The sequence below is a fragment of the Legionella nagasakiensis genome (assembly GCF_900639915.1).
Taxonomy (GTDB): Bacteria; Pseudomonadota; Gammaproteobacteria; order Legionellales; family Legionellaceae; genus Legionella_A; species Legionella_A nagasakiensis.
Genome location: NZ_CAAAID010000012.1, coordinates 1 through 17,738, shown reverse-complemented (window position 1 = coordinate 17,738; position 17,738 = coordinate 1). Strand labels below are relative to the sequence as shown.

The window sequence follows — 17,738 nt, the reverse complement described above, 5'->3', positions numbered from 1 at the left end:
GACATGAACATCAGACATTTCATTTTTGCTGCAATAATGATTATTTTTACTACAAGCTTAGCCCAAGCCTCACAAAATAGGCCTATTTCCATGAAATTTGGCGCTGACTATTTTTGGAGTCAAAGCAGTAATTATTATATTAAACGCATCAATCCTATCACAGAAACACTTAACCCCTCGATTACCCCAGGCTCTCTCAGAAGCACTCATTGGGCAGGACATGTGGCGGTGGAATTAGTGCGCCCATTATCAAGCACATGGACATTAAACCCTGAACTTTCTTTTCTCCAGCTGGGAAATTTTTCAAAAAATTTTAATCCATTTATTGAAGGCCCTTATGAAAGTACCGATATCATTAATACGTTTCACTCAACAATGAAAGGGAATATTATTGCCGCAATTCTAAATATTGACTATTTAATAAATAATAAATTTTCAATGTATGCAGCACCCGGTTTAGGCTTTGCAAATATCAAAACCACGAGTACTTTAAATTATCAAACCGCGGAGGATGCAACTTATTTTTTGATAACCTCAAAAGATAGACATAGCAGTTTTAGCCCACAATTCTCGATCGGGATAATGTATGCAATGACTACGAATGTTTTTTTTGATTTGGGATTACAGTATATTTGGCTAGGAAATATCTCGTTTGGAACATTTTCAAGAGATTCGGATAATTACACCGCAACAAAAGTTGCCGCTGATCACGTTTATTTACTAGGACCCAAGCTTAATATAAGCTTTTTATTTTAATGGATAAATTAGATGAAGTCAGTGTCAAAACCACTTGAAAATGCTTCTATAAACTTGACCACGTCATGTCACCTCGCATTTTTATAAGCGAAAAGTATATAATCAAAACTATATTAAGCGAAATGAAGGAATCACAATGCTTGCAAAAACACCTCTGCATGACAATCATTTAGCCCTTGGCGCAAGAATGGTTGATTTTCATGGCTGGGACATGCCTCTTCATTATGGTTCACAATTGGAAGAACACCACATTGTGCGAGAACAGGCCGGCATGTTTGATGTTTCACACATGACAGTGGTTGATGTTTTAGGCGCTGGAGGACGGCAATTCTTGCGTAAATTATTGACTAATGACGTGGATCAACTCCAGCATACAGGACGTGCTTTATATAGCTGTATGTGCAATGAACATGGCGGCATTATTGATGATTTGATTGTCTACCAGCGCGCGCCAGATAACTATCGACTGGTCTTAAATTCAGCGACTCGCGCACATGACCTCACATGGCTTCGTGAAAAAATTCAAGGATTCTCTGCAGGGCTTCAGGAACGAACAGAATTGGCCATGCTTGCCGTTCAAGGACCAGAAGCAATAGCCAAGACATCAAACGTTTTAACGCCAGCACAAGCCGATGCCATATCCACCCTGACGCATTTTGAATGTGTTGATGTAGGGGGATGGTTTTTTGCTCGCACAGGTTATACTGGTGAAGATGGTCTGGAAATTATTCTGCCACAAGATGAAATTGCTCATTTATGGACAACACTTTTGCAAGCTGGCATTAAACCTTGTGGGTTGGCCGCCCGTGATACCTTGCGTCTCGAAGCCGGACTATTATTGTATGGACAGGATATGAATGAATCAACAACTCCGCTAGAATCAGGGCTGGCCTGGACCATTAAATGGGAGCCCGAAGATCGAGATTTTATTGGTATGGGCGCCCTCTTGTCGCAAAAACAACAAGGATTGCGCCGTAAATTTGTTGGCCTTATTCTGCAGGATAAAGGCATCATGCGCCCGAACCAACGAGTCATCGTTGAAGGTCATGGCGAAGGAGTAATCACCAGCGGGACCTTTTCTCCCACGCTGCAAAAATCCATTGCGCTGGCACGCGTGCCAATTGAAGCTGAGAAACAAGTCCTGGTTGAAATTCGCGGCCGGCTATTACCTGCCAAGGTTTGCAAGCCGCGTTTTGTAAAACAAGGAAAGCCTTTACAAGACTCTAACTAAACACTGACAATCTAATTAAGATTTCAAAAAGGACATAATAATGAACGATATCCCTAAAGAATTGCGATTTACCAAAACACATGAATGGATAAGAAAAGACAAAGAAGAATTGACGCTAGGGATTACTGAACATGCGCAGCAATTGCTAGGCGATCTGGTATTTGTTGAGTTGCCTGAAGTAGGAAACACCGTTTGCGCAGGCGATGAAATAGGCGTCGTGGAATCGGTTAAAGCCGCTTCTGATTTCTATGCCCCGATAGGTGGCGTCATCATAGCAGTCAACCACAAGGTCAGCGAAGATCCTGCGCTGGTTAATAAAGATCCTTACGGAGAAGGATGGCTGGTAAAAATCAGAGCTAATAATCCTAATGAAATCAAAGAATTACTTGATGCCGAACAATATAAAAATGAGATAAAGGATCGTTAACCATGCCATATATCCCACATACTGCCGAAGATATCGCTGCTATGCTCGCCAGTATAGACGTGCCTGATATACAAACGTTATTTGATGAAATTCCCCAATCTTTACTGCATGGGGAATTCAAAAATATCCCCTCCGGCATCAGCGAAATGGGAATGCTCAAAGAAGCAGGGCAACTGGCCGCTAAAAATCACCCTGCCATTTGCTTTATCGGTGCTGGTTGTTATGAACATCATATTCCATCTGCCGTATGGGATATTACATCACGTGGTGAGTTTCTTACCGCTTACACACCTTATCAAGCTGAAGCAAGCCAAGGAACACTGCAATTATTGTATGAATATCAAACGATGATTGCAGAATTAACTGGGATGGAGGTTGCCAATGCCTCCATGTATGATGGAGCGACGGCTCTTGCAGAAGCAATGCTCATGGCCATTCGAATCAATCGCCACAGCAAAAGTAACCGCATCCTGGTTGCCGGAACGCTCCATCCTTTCTATCGCGAAACCATAGAAACCATTGTGCGCAACCAGCATATTGAGCTTATTACTCTACCATTTGATAAAGAACTGGGAATTACACCTTTATCTGTATTAGAAAAATACCATGGCGAAGATATTTCAGCTTTGGTGATTGCTCAACCCAATTTTTTTGGCTGCCTGGAAGAAGTTGATGAATTGTGCAATTGGGCACACACTAACAATACAATAAGTATTGCTTGTGTTAACCCCATTTCTCTTGGCTTATTAAAACCACCGGGGCTTTGGGGTGAAAAAGGGGCTGATATCGTTTGTGGCGAAGGCCAACCACTAGGAGCACCAATGGCATCAGGTGGCCCTTACTTTGGTTTTTTCAGTACACGCAACCAATATGTGCGGCAAATGCCCGGTAGATTGATTGGCCGAACGCTGGATAAAAACGGTAAAACTGGTTATACCTTAACCCTACAAGCACGCGAGCAACATATTCGCCGCGGTAAAGCAACGTCGAATATATGTACGAATCAAGGCCTGCTCGTTACTGCTGCAACCATTCACATGAGTCTAATTGGTGCACAAGGATTAATGCAAACTGCACGTCTTTGCCATCATAATACCCACGAATTGGTAAATGCCTTAACTCAAATCAACGGCGTCGAGCGTCTATTCAAAGCACCTCATTTTCATGAAGCGCTACTCAGGTTAAACAAACCGGTCGCTAAAATATTGCATCTTCTGCATGAAAAAGGCATTGCTGGAGGATATCCGGTGGAATCGCATTATCCACAATTAACCAATACACTCTTGGTTTGTGCCACAGAAATGCGTACAGAAGAAGAAATTGCTCATTATGCCCAAGCGCTTAAGTGTATTATGGCTGAAGTGAGTGAGTGAAATTGATCATGTCTGCACTTAAAGAGAACAATTTGCAAGTTCAGACTATATGGTTCGCAGGGCCTATGCATGAGAAAAATCTTGATATCTACGTTCTGCGGTTTATCCGCGGAATCCAGCAGTATGGCTAGATGTCTGGATCTCGCGAACAAGTCTCGGAGCGTAGAAATGTTCAAGTTGGTTTTAATAAATTCAATTTTCATACGTAGGCACCAGTATGGCCTGATTGAGTGTCTCATGACCTATAACCGAGAGATCAAACCATGTTTATTGTGCAGTTAACCTACAAGACACCCATTAGTGAAGTAGACAAATATTTACAAGCTCACCGTGAATATCTTGATTATTATTTCAAACAAGGATTGCTCTTGGCAGCGGGGCCGATGAAACCTCGAACGGGAGGCATCCTCATTGCTCTAACCACCGATCGCAACCACTTGGAATCCATCTTGCAAAAAGATCCTTACTATCTTGCTGAAATTGCTGAGTATCAGTTGATTGAATTCACACCCGTGAAACATCGTGATGAAATCAAAGACATTATCTTTAATACGGAAGGTAAATTATGTTGATTTTCGAACAATCCCAAAAGAATCGTCAGGCGACTGCACAAATACCGACTCTTAAAACCAGCCAATATTCAATTCCGGAAAAATTTATGCGTCAGACACCCCCACGCTGGCCGGCTTGTTCGGAATTGCAAGTTGTACGTCATTTTACGCGCTTGTCACAAGAGAATTTTAGCATTGACACCAATTTATATCCGTTGGGTTCCTGTACAATGAAATATAATCCGCGCGGCGTTCATAAAGCGGCTTCGCTGCCAGGATTCAATAGCCGCCATCCCTTGACTCCAGCAGAGGCAAGTCAGGGGTTTTTACAGATAATCTATGAATTACAAAATTACCTTGCCGACATCACTGGCATGACAGGGGTATCCTTAACACCAATGGCTGGCTCACAAGGTGAATTTGCTGGTGTGGCAATGATTAAGGCCTATCACCACTCTCGTGGCGATTGCCATCGTAACGAACTCTTGATTCCAGACGCAGCTCATGGCACTAATCCTGCTTCAGCCGCCATGTGTGGCTTTAAAGTAATAGAAATCCCCACCGCTGAGGATGGTGACATTGATCTTGCAGAATTAAAGAAAAAAGTGGGCACCCAAACTGCTGGGATCATGTTGACCAATCCCTCAACGTTAGGATTGTTTATGCGCCAAATCAAAGACATCGCCATGATTGTCCATCAAGCCGGAGGCTTACTTTATTATGATGGCGCCAATTTAAATGCCATTTTGGGCAAAGTCAGACCCGGAGATATGGGTTTCGACGTCATGCATCTCAATTTACATAAAACATTTGCCACACCACATGGTGGCGGTGGACCCGGTGCTGGACCTGTTGCTGTCAATCAACGTCTGTTGCCGTTTTTACCTTTGCCAGTAGTCATACAGGACGAACAACATTACCGCTGGGCAGATAGAAATGATATTCCACAAAGTATTGGCCGCCTATCATGCTTTATGGGCAACGCCGGTATTTTGTTACGTGCTTACTTTTATATCCGTATTTTAGGAAAAGAAGGACTCATTCGCGTCTCAGAGCACGCGACGTTAAATGCCAATTATCTGCTGGCTGAGCTCAGCAGAGCCGGATACAGTCCTGCCTACCCTAAGCGTCGTGCCAGCCATGAATTTAGCCTGACCTTAAACCTTGAAAAAAAACAATATGGTATCACTGCTATGGATGTAGCCAAGCGTTTGCTTGACTATGGTTTTCATGCACCAACCACGTATTTCCCGCTTCTAGTGCCTGAATGCCTGTTGATTGAGCCAACAGAAACAGAATCTAAAGAAGAACTGGATGGCTTTATCAGTGCCATGAAAGCCATCCGCCATGAAGCCGAAACCAATCCCGCCCTACTGCAAGAAGCACCTCATACTACGCCAGTTAAGCGACTTGACGATGTCAAAGCGGCACGAGAATTGGATTTAAATTATTATGAACCGCATCATACGCAATAAAAGTATAAGAACCTGTCTTCAGAGTCGCTAGGCTTTTAGCCCTGCGTAGTTAGACTATGAAGACAGGTTCTGCTGATTTCTTTTAAAGAGAGGCTGCATGCTGCATCGATGTTTCCAAGGGAAATTCCATCTTCATCACTTTATCTAATTCAGCCAAGGTTCGTCTTGAATGCCCCGCTTCCAACTTCGTTTTAAATGCTTGCAATGCCTCAATAAATCGATATTTCAACTGTTCTGGCGATGAAACGAACGATTCATTCATGGCACGCAACTCTTTGACGAATGCATGGATGGTATCACTATGCACACCTTTTATAAAAAAGGCAAAAATATTGGCGCGATGGTGCAACGCCTTGTTTGTTGCAAAATGATGCGCTATTTTTGCAATGGTTTCTCGTAGTGGCTCGTGTTCCATCGCCATTATCGGTTTTGTCTGCGGAAGAAGAGGACTTAGCAAGCGTTCAGTACATTCTGTCCTTATTTCTTGCAAACGCTCTATTTCAGGCAAGTTTCTCTCAAGATCAAGTAAATGCATATCACGGATGTGCAATATTTTTTTATCATCAACATGAGAGAAATCCTTGTTTAACAACCATGGAAGCACTTCTCGCAAAAAATCCGCATTATTCGTTTTAAGCATTTGCAAAATAACCACGCGCTGATCCAATCCTGCAAGCTCTTCTTTCTTTATATGACATTTTTGATGCTTATTATAACTTGCTAAAAAATCATCAAACCGACTGGGTAGGTTTTCTACAGCCTGGCTGTGAAGCGCATTGAAATAACGGCCAACTTTCTCCTTATTTTCATCAATAATATCCCGAGAGCGCGCCATGAACAGTTCGTCCTTAAAGACACGCAATATTTTTTCATCGGTTATGTCATCATCACTCTGACTAATAAGGCGCACATACTGAAGATGCACGTCTGACTCGTCAACATCTCTCTGAATAATTCCATGCTCTTGCGCCCATGTGAACAAGTCCGAAAATGTCCTTTGTCCATAAATTTCAGCATAAGCTTCATTTTGCAAAAAAGCAGTCACAAAGCCACTACCTGTTTGATAATGAGGAAGATAACGACTGTCACCATGATTAAATATCTGAATATTTACCGGACGTTCGACAGCTTCCCAGGAAACGGTTTCGGGCTGTGTCGTGGTAAGAACTTGCCCACGTTCTCCCCGAGCCGTTGCAAAACGTGAACGCAGATAGGCATTAACGGGCAATTCCGCAATTTGATCACGAAGGCTTGGAAAAACCAGGCCGGCAATCGCACGTGTATAGTCTGCAACAATATATTCGAAGTCACGGGGCTGCATGGAATGTTCTTCCATTGAAACTGGAATTTCAGCACCGATATAAAGCACGTCGTTGGCATAAAACACACGAATTCTTGGGGGACGTACCAACTTCCAGCCATAGGCTGCCAATATGTCTCGCCACTCGGTCGCATCCAAAGAGCACTGTGCAGCTTCCAATTGCTCACAAGTAAGCAAAGGAGTTCCTGATTGTGGATCATTAATAAAAAAAGTGGCCGTGCCATGGGTGGGGACTAACGGCATTGCTTCAACATCAGGGGACGATTCCCTCAGGTATTGCGTTGCCTTATCAGGGTAAATAATAGAATCTTTTTTATCATCATCACGGAGTCCACCGGTGGCTGCATGAATCTGAATGTCTAATTCTCCTTCTCCAAGCCCACCCAATTCTGCTGCATGTTCCTCTAGTAAATGCAACACGCCTTCTTTGGTGGCAGTAAATGAGTCGGTACTGACGTTTCGATTCAGTAATAAAGGTGGCTCACCTAATTGATCCAGCGTTTGCAATAACAACAGTTGCAAATCACGGATTTGAATCTGGGTAAACCGTTTATCAGAAAACACACGGTCATCATGATGCTGAAATCCTTGTGGCACGGAAAAGTCCCGATCGTAGGTCAAACGAGCTAATGCCTCTCTATTCACGCCGTCTGCAATTAAATGCTCAGTAACCACATCGTTTTCAAAACGGAAAATATTGGCGCGTGCTCGTACTCTATCAATATCTCGTAAATCTGGACGCAATCGATTATCTACAATAACAATCTTGGCGTCTGGACTCATCCGTCTTATCTTCAAAGCACGATGCAGATTAGCAGGTCCTGCACCAACAAACACATGTACTGTCATCTTTATTTGCCTCTAATTTTGCTAATGTAAGTTTTGCAAAAGACAAAACAAACTCAGCTCGTTATCCTGCTAATATGAAAAAATAAAACATAAAGTGTATTAATAAGCAGGAACATGATTATTACTTAGACATAACATAAAGATAACAGACAAACCTTAAGTCCATGTTAACAATCTAGGCAAAAATGTAAAAAATATGTAAATTTTGTTGTTTATCAACCATTATGGTAAATTTAAAAACACTTGTTTCTTAATATCACAAACAAGATTGGACCGTTACTGAAACGTTTTACACATCCACTTAAAAAATAGCCGTAACCTATTAAAAAATATTCAAAAAATACTTTTCTAGCAATAAAAAATAAGTTATAACAAGCTGGCTGGCTCTGATGAATTTTATTCATGACTTCTTGTTGATGACGCCTTACGAGCCAGATATGAGCAGGTATGAGTAGTAACAAGGATTGTATGGTTAGCGCTTTATCTTGAATAGGTTGATATGATTATTCTTTTCAAGGAGTGAAAAATGAACAGTAAGGTGTTTTCACAACGGTTTAACCGTGAGCTGTCTTTACTTGGTTTTCCCGAAGAGATCCATGAAAAAACCAAGGCCGTAGCTAAAGTATTCGGTGTTACGCGGCATTTAGCTAATGCCATGATCTTTGGACACATTCTGCCACCCGATGCACAATTGGATAAAATCGCTGAAATTCTTGAAGTTTGCCCACAATGGTTAAGTGGGGCATCCGATAGAAAAAAAGCATACTCGGGGCGTGAAACCGCAGACCAAATTTAATAAACGATCGAAGAGCTTGTGAAAGCCAATATCCACAAGCCTTATAATATGATAATCTGCATGTAAATCATTTTTCATCCACCGAGTGGATTTAACATGGAATGCCTAAGTTTTTGTATTGCTAACAGCATTGATCTATCAAGATTGGATAGTCACTACAAAACCAATCTGACAAGCTATACGTCCATCAAATCACGCGATACCCTCAAATTAAGACATAATGATACCAATAATACAGTCTTTGTTTTCAAAAATGGGACCGTGGTTTCGTGGGCCGTTAAGCGCCATCAAATCAACGCTTATTTGGATACCATTCGGCTTTTTGCTGATAAACCGATTACCTTTTGGGTTCATGATGAATTCAGTTACCAACTAAGTGATAAAACGGCCATTGAACCCCATGATTATTTTGATGTGGATTGTCTCCGTATCGATGCTGATAGTGATGAATTAAAACTCAGTTTATCTTATGGTTTTTCTCAATCCGTAAAGTTGCAATATTTTGAAACCATATTAGAAGCGCTGATTGAAAAATATACTCCGTTAATCCATAGCTTATCTTCACAAGGAGAAATGGGTATATCCCGCAAGCAAATCCGTCAAGTTATCGGTGAAATTCTAGGCGCTAAAAGCGAAATGAATTTAATCAGTAATTTTCTTTATCATCCTAAGTATTTCTGGCAGCATCCAACGCTGGAAGAATATTACACCATGCTTGAACGCTATTTGCATATACAACGTCGTGTCAATGCCATTAATCATCGTCTGGATACTCTGAATGAAATTTTTGACATGTTTAATGGTTATTTGGAAAACCGCCATGCTCATAGCCTTGAAGTTACTATTATCATCTTGATTGCTATAGAAATTGTATTTGGCGTACTGAATTTTCATTTTTAATGTGCCTCTCATTTATGATTAATTTTCAATCACCCACGACCGAAACCTCCACCTATAAAACGGAAATTTTAGCCGGCATAACAACCTTTTTGACCATGGTTTATATTGCCTTTGTCAATCCCGCTATTCTTCATGACGCAGGAATGGATCAAGGTGCTGTTTTTACAGCAACGTGTCTCATCACTGCTTTTGCCTGTGCCTTGACTGGTATTTATGCCAATACGCCTATTGGCGTTGCACCAGGAATGGCTTTAAATATTTATTTTTCTTATAGCGTAGTCATTGGCTTAGGCATCAGTTGGCAGCATGCTTTGGCCATGGTTTTTATTTCAGGCGCCTTGTTTCTTGTCGTCAGTTTAACGCATTTGCGTCGCTTGTTAACGGATTCAATCCCCCATGATTTACAAGTTGCTATTTTAGTTGGCATTAGCCTCTTGATCGCACTTATTTCCTTGGAAACCAATCAAATTATTATCAGCGGCAAACATACCCTGATGCATCTAGGCGATCTTTCAAATCCCAAAAGTTTATTATTTTTTCTAGGGTTTTTATTAATCCTTACCTTGGATTACTACCGTATCCCAGGAGCCATTATTATTGGTATTCTTGCAATCAGTGGATTAAGTCTCATTCTCGGTTTAACCACCTGGCAAGGCATCGTGGGATGGCCTCCCTCCATGGAGGCTACCTTTCTTAAACTCGACTTTTCCGGTCTGTTGAATGTAGCTACACTGAAGGCGATGTTTGCTTTTTTTCTGATAGCCGTATTTGATGCCACTGGAACACTGATTGGCTTATTAAATCAATCGGTTTTTAGACATCATGCCAATTATTCAGAACGCTTACGTAAAAGCCTTACCGCAGATGCCGCTGCCTCGACGATGGCAGGGTTATTAGGTTGTGCCAGTACCTCTCCTTTTATTGAATCAGCGGCTGGGATTGAAGCAGGGGGGCGTACTGGATTAACATCCCTCGTTGTGGCGGCAGGATTTATTCTAACATTATTTTTTTTCCCGCTTGCCGAAGCCATTCCAAGTTATGCTTCAGGCCCCGCTATGCTCTATGTAGCTTGCTGTATGATGAAAAGCATCTGTGAATTAAAATTTACCGACATCACCGACATTGCCCCCTGCATGCTCACGATCATCATGATTCCATTTACGGCCTCTATTGCAGATGGCATTGGCATCGGCATCATCCTTTACACATTACTTAAATTACTCACTCATAAATCAGTAAATCCTCTGCTTTTAATCTTAAGTGGCGTGTTTATTGTCTTTTTCCTCATCAGTTAAATCACACTTATGCTCATTCAAACCAACCAACTCAATGCACCTCAGCTGACAAAGCTTGATGGGTTAATCGCTGAATGTAAAATGAAGGATCACAACACGTTGCCTGTTTATAAGCACATTCTTTCACAACAACGCGATAAACCTTACAACATCCTGTTTTACCATCAACAGCATCTAGTGGGTTTTATGAGTGTTTTTTTCTTTTATGAAACAGCATGCGAAATTATTTTGATGGTAGCTCCGGCCTTTCGCCAACAAGGTATCGCCTCAACGTTGATTGCCAAAATGATTCCCCTGCTTAAAGCTTACTCGCTGGATTCTCTCCTATTTCCTGTAGCGCAAGGATTAAACTTAAGCCAGCACTGGATGCTAAGTCATGGTTTTCATTATCAACACAGTGAATATGAAATGGAATGCATGCAGCGGCAAGAAATATCAGAACAGCAAAACTTGTTACAGATACGGCTAGCCAAAGAATCTGATCTTGCTTTTTTGTGTTCAATTGATAACGCTTGTTTTCCTCAGCAGCACATCGACATGGCGGCGCGCTTTCACATGCTCTTTTCTGATAAAAATTACAGTATTATTATTGCCTGCCTAAATAATGTACCCATTGGCAAAGCTCATATTCATTGGCTAGAAAATAGTGCCCGTCTTACGGATATTGCCATTATTCCTATGCAGCAAAGCCGTGGTTTTGGGCGCGCCCTTATTGCTTATTGCATCAATTATGCTTTAAAGCAGGGCATACCAACCATGGTTCTAGAGGTGGAAGCCAATAATCAAAAAGCGTTAGAATTATATATTAATCTGGGTTTTACGATAATAAACGCTTATGATTACTGGAGCATACCGCTTGATGCATTCTCTGAGCAATTTACTTGACGGTTTTCAATGCCACCATTAGTATTGCGTTGCACGGTAAAGGAATAGAGGCAAAGTAATAAAATGAGGATACGGCATGAAGAAAAGGGTTGTCATTACGGGCATGGAAATCACCTCATCCATAGGATGTGGGCTTGAAGCATTTTGGCACGCAGCAAGAAATGGCATTTGCGGTATCAAACGTATCCAATCTTATGATCCATCTCCCTATACAACTCAAATTGCCGGGGAAATTACTGAATTATCTTTAGCGCATCTGCCAGAGTTTGATAAGCGAAAACGTTATCCTCGCTCCGCTCAATATGCCTTATATTGTGCTCATCATGCCATTGAACGTGCTGGATTAACGACAAAAGAACTCAACACAGCAGGCACTTATATTGGTACAAGCCTTGGTGGAACACCTGAGCTCGAAACAGCTTATCAAGCCTTCTTTACCGAAAACTGGAAAAAAATTCCAGCATTAAGCGTTATCCGAGGTATGCCTAACTCGATTGCTAACCACATTGCCATTGCATTTGGTATTGGTGGACCCAATTCAACCATTTCTAATGCTTGTGTTTCCTCTGCAGAAGCGATTGGCAATGCATATCACCAGATTTCTCAAGGAAGACTAGCCGTTGCCCTATGCGGCGGCACCGAATCTTTAGTGTGGGAAACCACCATGGCAGCTTGGTGTAAATTGCGTGTCATGTCCACGTTAAATGACAGGCCGGAACAAGCCAGTCGCCCTTTTGATAAAAACCGTGATGGAATGGTCATGGCTGATGGTGCCGGTCTATTAATACTTGAGGATATGGAACACGCACAAGCACGTGGTGCCAAGATGTATGCCGAGATTATTGGTTATGGAGCAAGCTGTGATGCTCATCACGTAACAGCACCGTCTACCCCGGGACAAGCGCGCGCAATCCAAGCGGCGCTGGATGATGCTAAACTAGCAATCAGTGACGTTCAATACATCAATGCTCATGGAACTGGCACACAATTAAATGATAGAACTGAAACAGAAACGATTAAAACGGTTTTTGGTCGCCTTGCTTATAAAATCCCAATCAGTGCACAAAAAGCGATGACGGGCCATGCCATTGGCGCGGCCGGAGCCATGGAGATCATTGCAACCACATTAAGTTTGCAACACGGTATTTTACTGCCAACCATCAATCTTCATGACCCTGATCCGTTGTGTGATCTGGATTATGTTGCTCATGAAGCCAGGAAACAGCAAGTTGATATTGCACTCTCCAACCATTTTGCATTTGGAGGAGCTAATGCAGCTTTAGTGTTGCGCAGAATATAGAATTCGCAACTTCTCCATCATCACGTTATAATTGCGAGATTTTTGTAAAGTTATAAGGTCCTTCATGAATGCTTCATTATTTGAGATTGCAACTCTCGTTCAAGGAGTGGTGGTTGGTGACAAGACATTAAAGGTTTCAGCGTTATCGCCCATTGATAATATCACTGCCAATTCCCTCGTCTTTGCGGAAGGGGATGACAATATTAAAAAAGCAGAAGCGTCGCAAGCAACCGCCATCCTGGTAGCAAATCAAGTTCAAGGAATTAGCAAACCAGTGATCCAAGTATCCAATCCACTTAAAGCGTTTATTACACTACTAAACCATTTCTATCCTGGACTTAAACCCAACATGGGCCTTCATCCTACCGCCATTATTGCCGATAACGTTAAACTTGGTCGAAATCTGTCGATTGGCCCTTACGTCATCATTGAAGACGGTAGCAGCATCGGTGATAATTGTGTGATCAAAAGCCATGTCCACATAGGACGAGGGGTAAGCATCGGAGCAGACACCACCCTGCATCCGCATGTAACCATTTATGATAACTGTCAAATTGGCCAACGCGTCAGTATTCATGCATCGACGGTAATCGGGGCAGATGGCTTTGGTTATACGCAGGACAATGGCAAGCATTTGAAAGTACCTCATGTTGGCAACGTCATTATTGGCGATGATGTTGAAATTGGGGCAAACACGGTCGTTGATCGCGCTACCATGGGCTCGACCATGATTGGTGAAGGAACCAAAATCGATAATCTTGTTCAAATAGCCCATTCAGTGAAACTCGGCAAACACAATATTCTTTGTGCCTTTACTGGAATTGCTGGAAGCACCATCAGTGGTGATCATGTCATATTTGCTGCCAACGTCGGGGTCAGTGATCACGTGCGAATTGATGATGGTGTGGTGCTTGGCGCCCGCACAGGCGTTCCCCCTAAAAAACATTTAAAACAAGGTAATATTTATTTAGGGAGTCCAGCCAGACCAAAAAATAAAGCGATTGAACAAGAACTTGCGACAACGCGCATCCCTATTATGCGTAAGAATTTGAAAACGTTGACTGAAAAAGTTGAAAAATTAGCCAAACAAATCGAACAAAAGGAGAATCAGTAACCATGCCCAAACCTCTGGTTCTGGTCGATGGATCGTCTTATTTTTTTCGTGCTTTTCACGCCCTACCCCCACTAACAAATTCTAAAGGACAACCCACCGGTGCAATTTATGGGGTTGCCAATATGATCCGACGCCTCATCAAAGATTATCAGCCGGAACGAATTGCAGTTGTCTTTGATGCAAAGGGTAAAACATTTCGTGATGAATGGTATCCCGACTATAAAGCCAACCGCCCCCCCATGCCAACCGAGTTAAGCAGCCAATTTAAGCCCCTCCAGTCGGTGCTTGAAGCGATGGGTTTACCTCTATTAACCGTTGAAGGCGTTGAAGCTGACGATGTGATTGGCACGCTGGCCAAACAAGCTACCGCGCAAAACCAGCCTGTTTTAATTTCAACCGGCGACAAGGATATGGCGCAACTGGTTAATACACACGTTACACTCATTAATACAATGACAGGTACAATTCTCGACGGCGAGGGCGTCAAAGAAAAATTTGGCGTAAGACCTGATCAAATAATCGATTATCTGACACTCACCGGCGACACATCTGATAATATTCTTGGCGTGAGCAAATGCGGGCCAAAAACCGCCGTTAATTGGTTGAGAAACTATGAAACACTGGACAGTCTCATTAAGCACATTGATGAGATTAGGGGTAAAATCGGCGAAAATTTGCGTGCGGCTCTACCCCATTTACCTCTTACCAAAAAACTGATCACCATACGAACTGATCTTGATTTGCCAGCCACAATCAACGACCTTACTCCTCGCCCAGTTGACCGTGAGCGATTGATTTCCCTCGCACGTGAATTTGAGTTCAAAACCTGGTTAAAAGAATTATTAACCGAAGAGGAACAAGATAATAAAACGACGGAAAATTTAAAACGAACCGTGGAAATCATCACCAGCCAATCACAGCTTGAACATTGGCTGAATAAGTTGCAGATTTGTTCAAAATTCTGTGTGGATACTGAAACAACGAACCTAGATGCAATGTGTGCCAGTCTTGTAGGGATCGCGCTGGCCATAGACGCTGACTTTCCCGCCTACCTCCCATTAACTCACAAGGATGACAGTCAGCAATTAAAGATCGAGAAAGTATTGGCAGCGCTTAAGCCAATCCTGGAAAATCCGGACATTAAAAAAATCGGCCAAAATTTAAAATACGATTATACCGTCTTTAAAAATCATGGCATTACACTCAATGGTATTTTTTGTGACACCATGCTGGAATCTTATATTTTAAACAGTACTGCCGCACGCCATGATATGGATTCCTTAGCTTTAAAATACCTTGGCTATAAAACCATCAGTTTTACCGACATTGCCGGAACAGGAGCCAAACAATTACGATTTGACCAAATTCCAGTTGCCAAAGCAGCACCCTATGCTGCCGAGGATGCAGAAATTACTTTGAAATTACACCAGACACTCTATCCCATGATGGATGAGCGATTAAGACATGTTTTCCATGAAATTGAAATGCCGCTACTGACCGTCATTGCGGAAATCGAACGCCATGGTGTTCTGATTGATACAGATACACTTGCCAGACACGGTGAACGCCTAAAAGCAGAAATCGTCGATCTGGAAGAAGAAGCATGGCAATTGACTGGGAAAAAATTCAACTTGAACTCACCTAAACAACTGCAAGATATTTTATTTAACGAGCAACAACTGCCTATTCTTGCCAAAACACCAACCGGCCAACCATCAACCGCTGAGTCTGTTCTTCAGGAACTCGCTTTTGATTATCGATTGCCTGCGGTGATTCTCAGATACCGTGGCTTAAGCAAGCTGGTTTCTACGTATATCGATGCATTGCCAAAACGCATTAATCCACGCACTCATCGAGTCCATACCTCTTACAATCAAGCGGTAGCCGCAACGGGGCGTCTCTCCTCTAGTGACCCCAATTTACAAAATATTCCAATTCGCACCGAAGAAGGTCGAATGATCCGCAAAGCGTTCATCGCACCAGACAATCACTTATTACTGGCCGCGGATTATTCTCAAATTGAATTACGCATCATGGCACATCTTTCCAAAGACACTAATTTACTCAGAGCTTTTGCTCAAGGCTGGGATATTCATGCTGCCACGGCTAGTGAAATTTTTGCCATAGATTTGCCAAAAGTCACCGCAGAACAACGCCGCCGCGCAAAAGCAGTTAATTTTGGGTTGATATATGGGATGTCGGCTTTCGGTTTGGCGAAACAACTTGGCGTTGAACGCGAAGATGCACAATCCTACATCGATAGGTATTTTGAACGCTATCCCGGTGTGCTGGAGTACATGGAAAGAACGCGAAAACAGGCCCATCAACACGGCTACGTGGAAACCATATTTGGCAGGCGCCTGCATTTGCCCGAAATCAATGCGCGCAATATGATGCGTCAAAGGGCAGCCGAACGTACTGCCATTAATGCTCCAATGCAAGGCAGTGCTGCAGACATTATAAAAAAAGCGATGTTGGCCATTGCTGCCTGGCAAAACAAACCATCTTCCCGCAAAGCACGGATGATTATGCAAGTACATGATGAGTTGGTTTTTGAGGTTCAGAAAGAGGTGGTGGATGAAATAAAAATTACGATTAAACAGCTTATGGAACACACCGTTGAATTATCAGTTCCACTGGTTGTCTCTATTGGAATTGGCAAAAATTGGGATGAAGCGCATTAGGTTTTATCGTATCCATTTAATTTTGGCAGGTTTCGCCATACAAAATGTACTATTTTTTTTCATCCTCACTCAGGCGAGACGCCTGCTCTTAAGCATATAAACGTGTCAAATGCATAGCAGAAGATGGTCGGACGTAATAGCCAAAATCAAATTCTGTTGCCAGGTGGGCTAATGACTGATGCAAATGCTTTGGGCTAATCATTTTGGTCCAGTTACTGTATTCATTAAAGCGCTTGTCGTGCTGATAAAATATCTCGGCAAATTTTACCCGCATGGTATTGCAATCCGTCCAGGCAACGACAGCGGTATTAGGATATTTTCTCCATAACATATCAGCCAGTGCTGGACCATTGCAGTAACGGCCTTCACTAACACCTAAATCCCCATCCAAAATAACCAATTCTGGTTGATATTTTTCAAAATGCTTTAAAGCGATGTAACTGTTACTGGCAACCGTTACCTGAACATGCTGACAAGTCGCTTCCAATAAACGAGTCAGACATAACGCATTAAATGCATTATCCTCGACAATCAATATCCGCATCACTGCTCTCCTTAGTCAATGGCTAGCAGTATAACGACCGAACCTTAAGAAAAAATTAAGAGAATGGGTTTATTTTTTCCGTTCTTTGTACGGGACAATTTTTTAGAAAAGAAGCGGCTTTGAATAAATAACTCGCTGATTTTTAAAATATTTCATACAATTCTTTCGTCGAAAAAAGGAGTTTTAAATGAAATACATCAGCGATGTTAACGTGCATATTAGGTCAACAATTAAAGT

General features: G+C 42.2%; 15 protein-coding genes. 13 read left to right on the top strand and 2 right to left on the bottom strand.

Annotation, left to right across the window (positions count from 1 at the left end; genetic code table 11):
* The first annotated feature begins 3 nt into the window (after positions 1–3).
* The 6 genes from E1O52_RS09945 (at position 4) to gcvPB (ending at position 5,813) form a co-directional block, all read left to right on the top strand.
* Entirely contained in the window at positions 4–756 is a 753-nt protein-coding gene (locus E1O52_RS09945; RefSeq protein ID WP_133128563.1) for an outer membrane beta-barrel protein, read from the top strand.
* A 136-nt stretch (positions 757–892) separates the two neighbouring features.
* Positions 893–1,987, top strand: a complete 1,095-nt coding sequence (gene gcvT, locus E1O52_RS09940) for a glycine cleavage system aminomethyltransferase GcvT (protein ID WP_133128562.1) — start codon at positions 893–895, stop codon at positions 1,985–1,987.
* A 40-nt stretch (positions 1,988–2,027) separates the two neighbouring features.
* Positions 2,028–2,414: a glycine cleavage system protein GcvH gene (gene gcvH / locus E1O52_RS09935; RefSeq protein ID WP_133128561.1), complete on the top strand. Its 387-nt coding sequence runs from the start codon at positions 2,028–2,030 to the stop codon at positions 2,412–2,414.
* A 2-nt stretch (positions 2,415–2,416) separates the two neighbouring features.
* Positions 2,417–3,787 (top strand): aminomethyl-transferring glycine dehydrogenase subunit GcvPA, encoded by a 1,371-nt coding sequence (gene gcvPA, locus E1O52_RS09930; RefSeq protein WP_133128560.1) that lies wholly within the window; start codon positions 2,417–2,419, stop codon positions 3,785–3,787.
* Between the two features lie 263 nt (positions 3,788–4,050).
* Positions 4,051–4,359, top strand: a complete 309-nt coding sequence (locus E1O52_RS09925) for a YciI family protein (RefSeq protein WP_133128559.1) — start codon at positions 4,051–4,053, stop codon at positions 4,357–4,359.
* Positions 4,353–5,813 (top strand): aminomethyl-transferring glycine dehydrogenase subunit GcvPB, encoded by a 1,461-nt coding sequence (gene gcvPB / locus E1O52_RS09920; protein WP_133128558.1) that lies wholly within the window; start codon positions 4,353–4,355, stop codon positions 5,811–5,813. The genes E1O52_RS09925 and gcvPB overlap by 7 nt, the downstream gene beginning before the upstream one ends.
* 82 nt (positions 5,814–5,895) lie before the next feature.
* Here the strand turns inward: gcvPB and E1O52_RS09915 are convergent, their stop codons facing one another.
* A complete protein-coding gene (locus E1O52_RS09915) occupies positions 5,896–7,983 on the bottom strand; it encodes a hypothetical protein (protein WP_133128557.1) in 2,088 nt (695 codons plus the stop codon).
* A gap of 526 nt (positions 7,984–8,509) precedes the next feature.
* Here E1O52_RS09915 and E1O52_RS09910 point away from each other — a divergent pair.
* The 7 genes from E1O52_RS09910 to polA all read left to right on the top strand — a co-directional run bounded on the left by E1O52_RS09910 (position 8,510) and on the right by polA (position 16,957).
* Positions 8,510–8,779, top strand: coding sequence for a hypothetical protein (locus E1O52_RS09910; RefSeq protein WP_133128556.1), 270 nt, complete (start codon positions 8,510–8,512; stop codon positions 8,777–8,779).
* 96 nt (positions 8,780–8,875) lie between these two features.
* Positions 8,876–9,679: an RMD1 family protein gene (locus E1O52_RS09905; RefSeq protein WP_133128555.1), complete on the top strand. Its 804-nt coding sequence runs from the start codon at positions 8,876–8,878 to the stop codon at positions 9,677–9,679.
* Between the two features lie 14 nt (positions 9,680–9,693).
* Positions 9,694–10,974: an NCS2 family permease gene (locus E1O52_RS09900; RefSeq protein WP_133128554.1), complete on the top strand. Its 1,281-nt coding sequence runs from the start codon at positions 9,694–9,696 to the stop codon at positions 10,972–10,974.
* A gap of 9 nt (positions 10,975–10,983) precedes the next feature.
* Positions 10,984–11,859: a GNAT family N-acetyltransferase gene (locus tag E1O52_RS09895; RefSeq protein ID WP_133128553.1), complete on the top strand. Its 876-nt coding sequence runs from the start codon at positions 10,984–10,986 to the stop codon at positions 11,857–11,859.
* 76 nt (positions 11,860–11,935) lie between these two features.
* The gene (locus E1O52_RS09890) at positions 11,936–13,159 is read left to right on the top strand and encodes a beta-ketoacyl-[acyl-carrier-protein] synthase family protein (protein ID WP_133128552.1); all 1,224 of its coding nucleotides are present in this window, start codon (positions 11,936–11,938) and stop codon (positions 13,157–13,159) included.
* 64 nt (positions 13,160–13,223) lie between these two features.
* Positions 13,224–14,273 carry a UDP-3-O-(3-hydroxymyristoyl)glucosamine N-acyltransferase gene (gene lpxD / locus E1O52_RS09885; protein WP_133128551.1) on the top strand — a complete coding sequence of 350 codons (1,050 nt, stop codon included), beginning with the start codon at positions 13,224–13,226 and terminating at the stop codon, positions 14,271–14,273.
* Positions 14,274–14,275: 2 nt separating this feature from the next.
* A complete protein-coding gene (gene polA, locus E1O52_RS09880; RefSeq protein ID WP_133128550.1) occupies positions 14,276–16,957 on the top strand; it encodes a DNA polymerase I in 2,682 nt (893 codons plus the stop codon).
* A gap of 88 nt (positions 16,958–17,045) precedes the next feature.
* On the opposite strand, the gene E1O52_RS09875 is transcribed toward polA, so the two are convergent.
* On the bottom strand, positions 17,046–17,501 hold the full coding sequence (locus tag E1O52_RS09875; protein ID WP_133128549.1) for a response regulator: 456 nt from the start codon (positions 17,499–17,501) through the stop codon (positions 17,046–17,048).
* Positions 17,502–17,738: the final 237 nt, after the last annotated feature.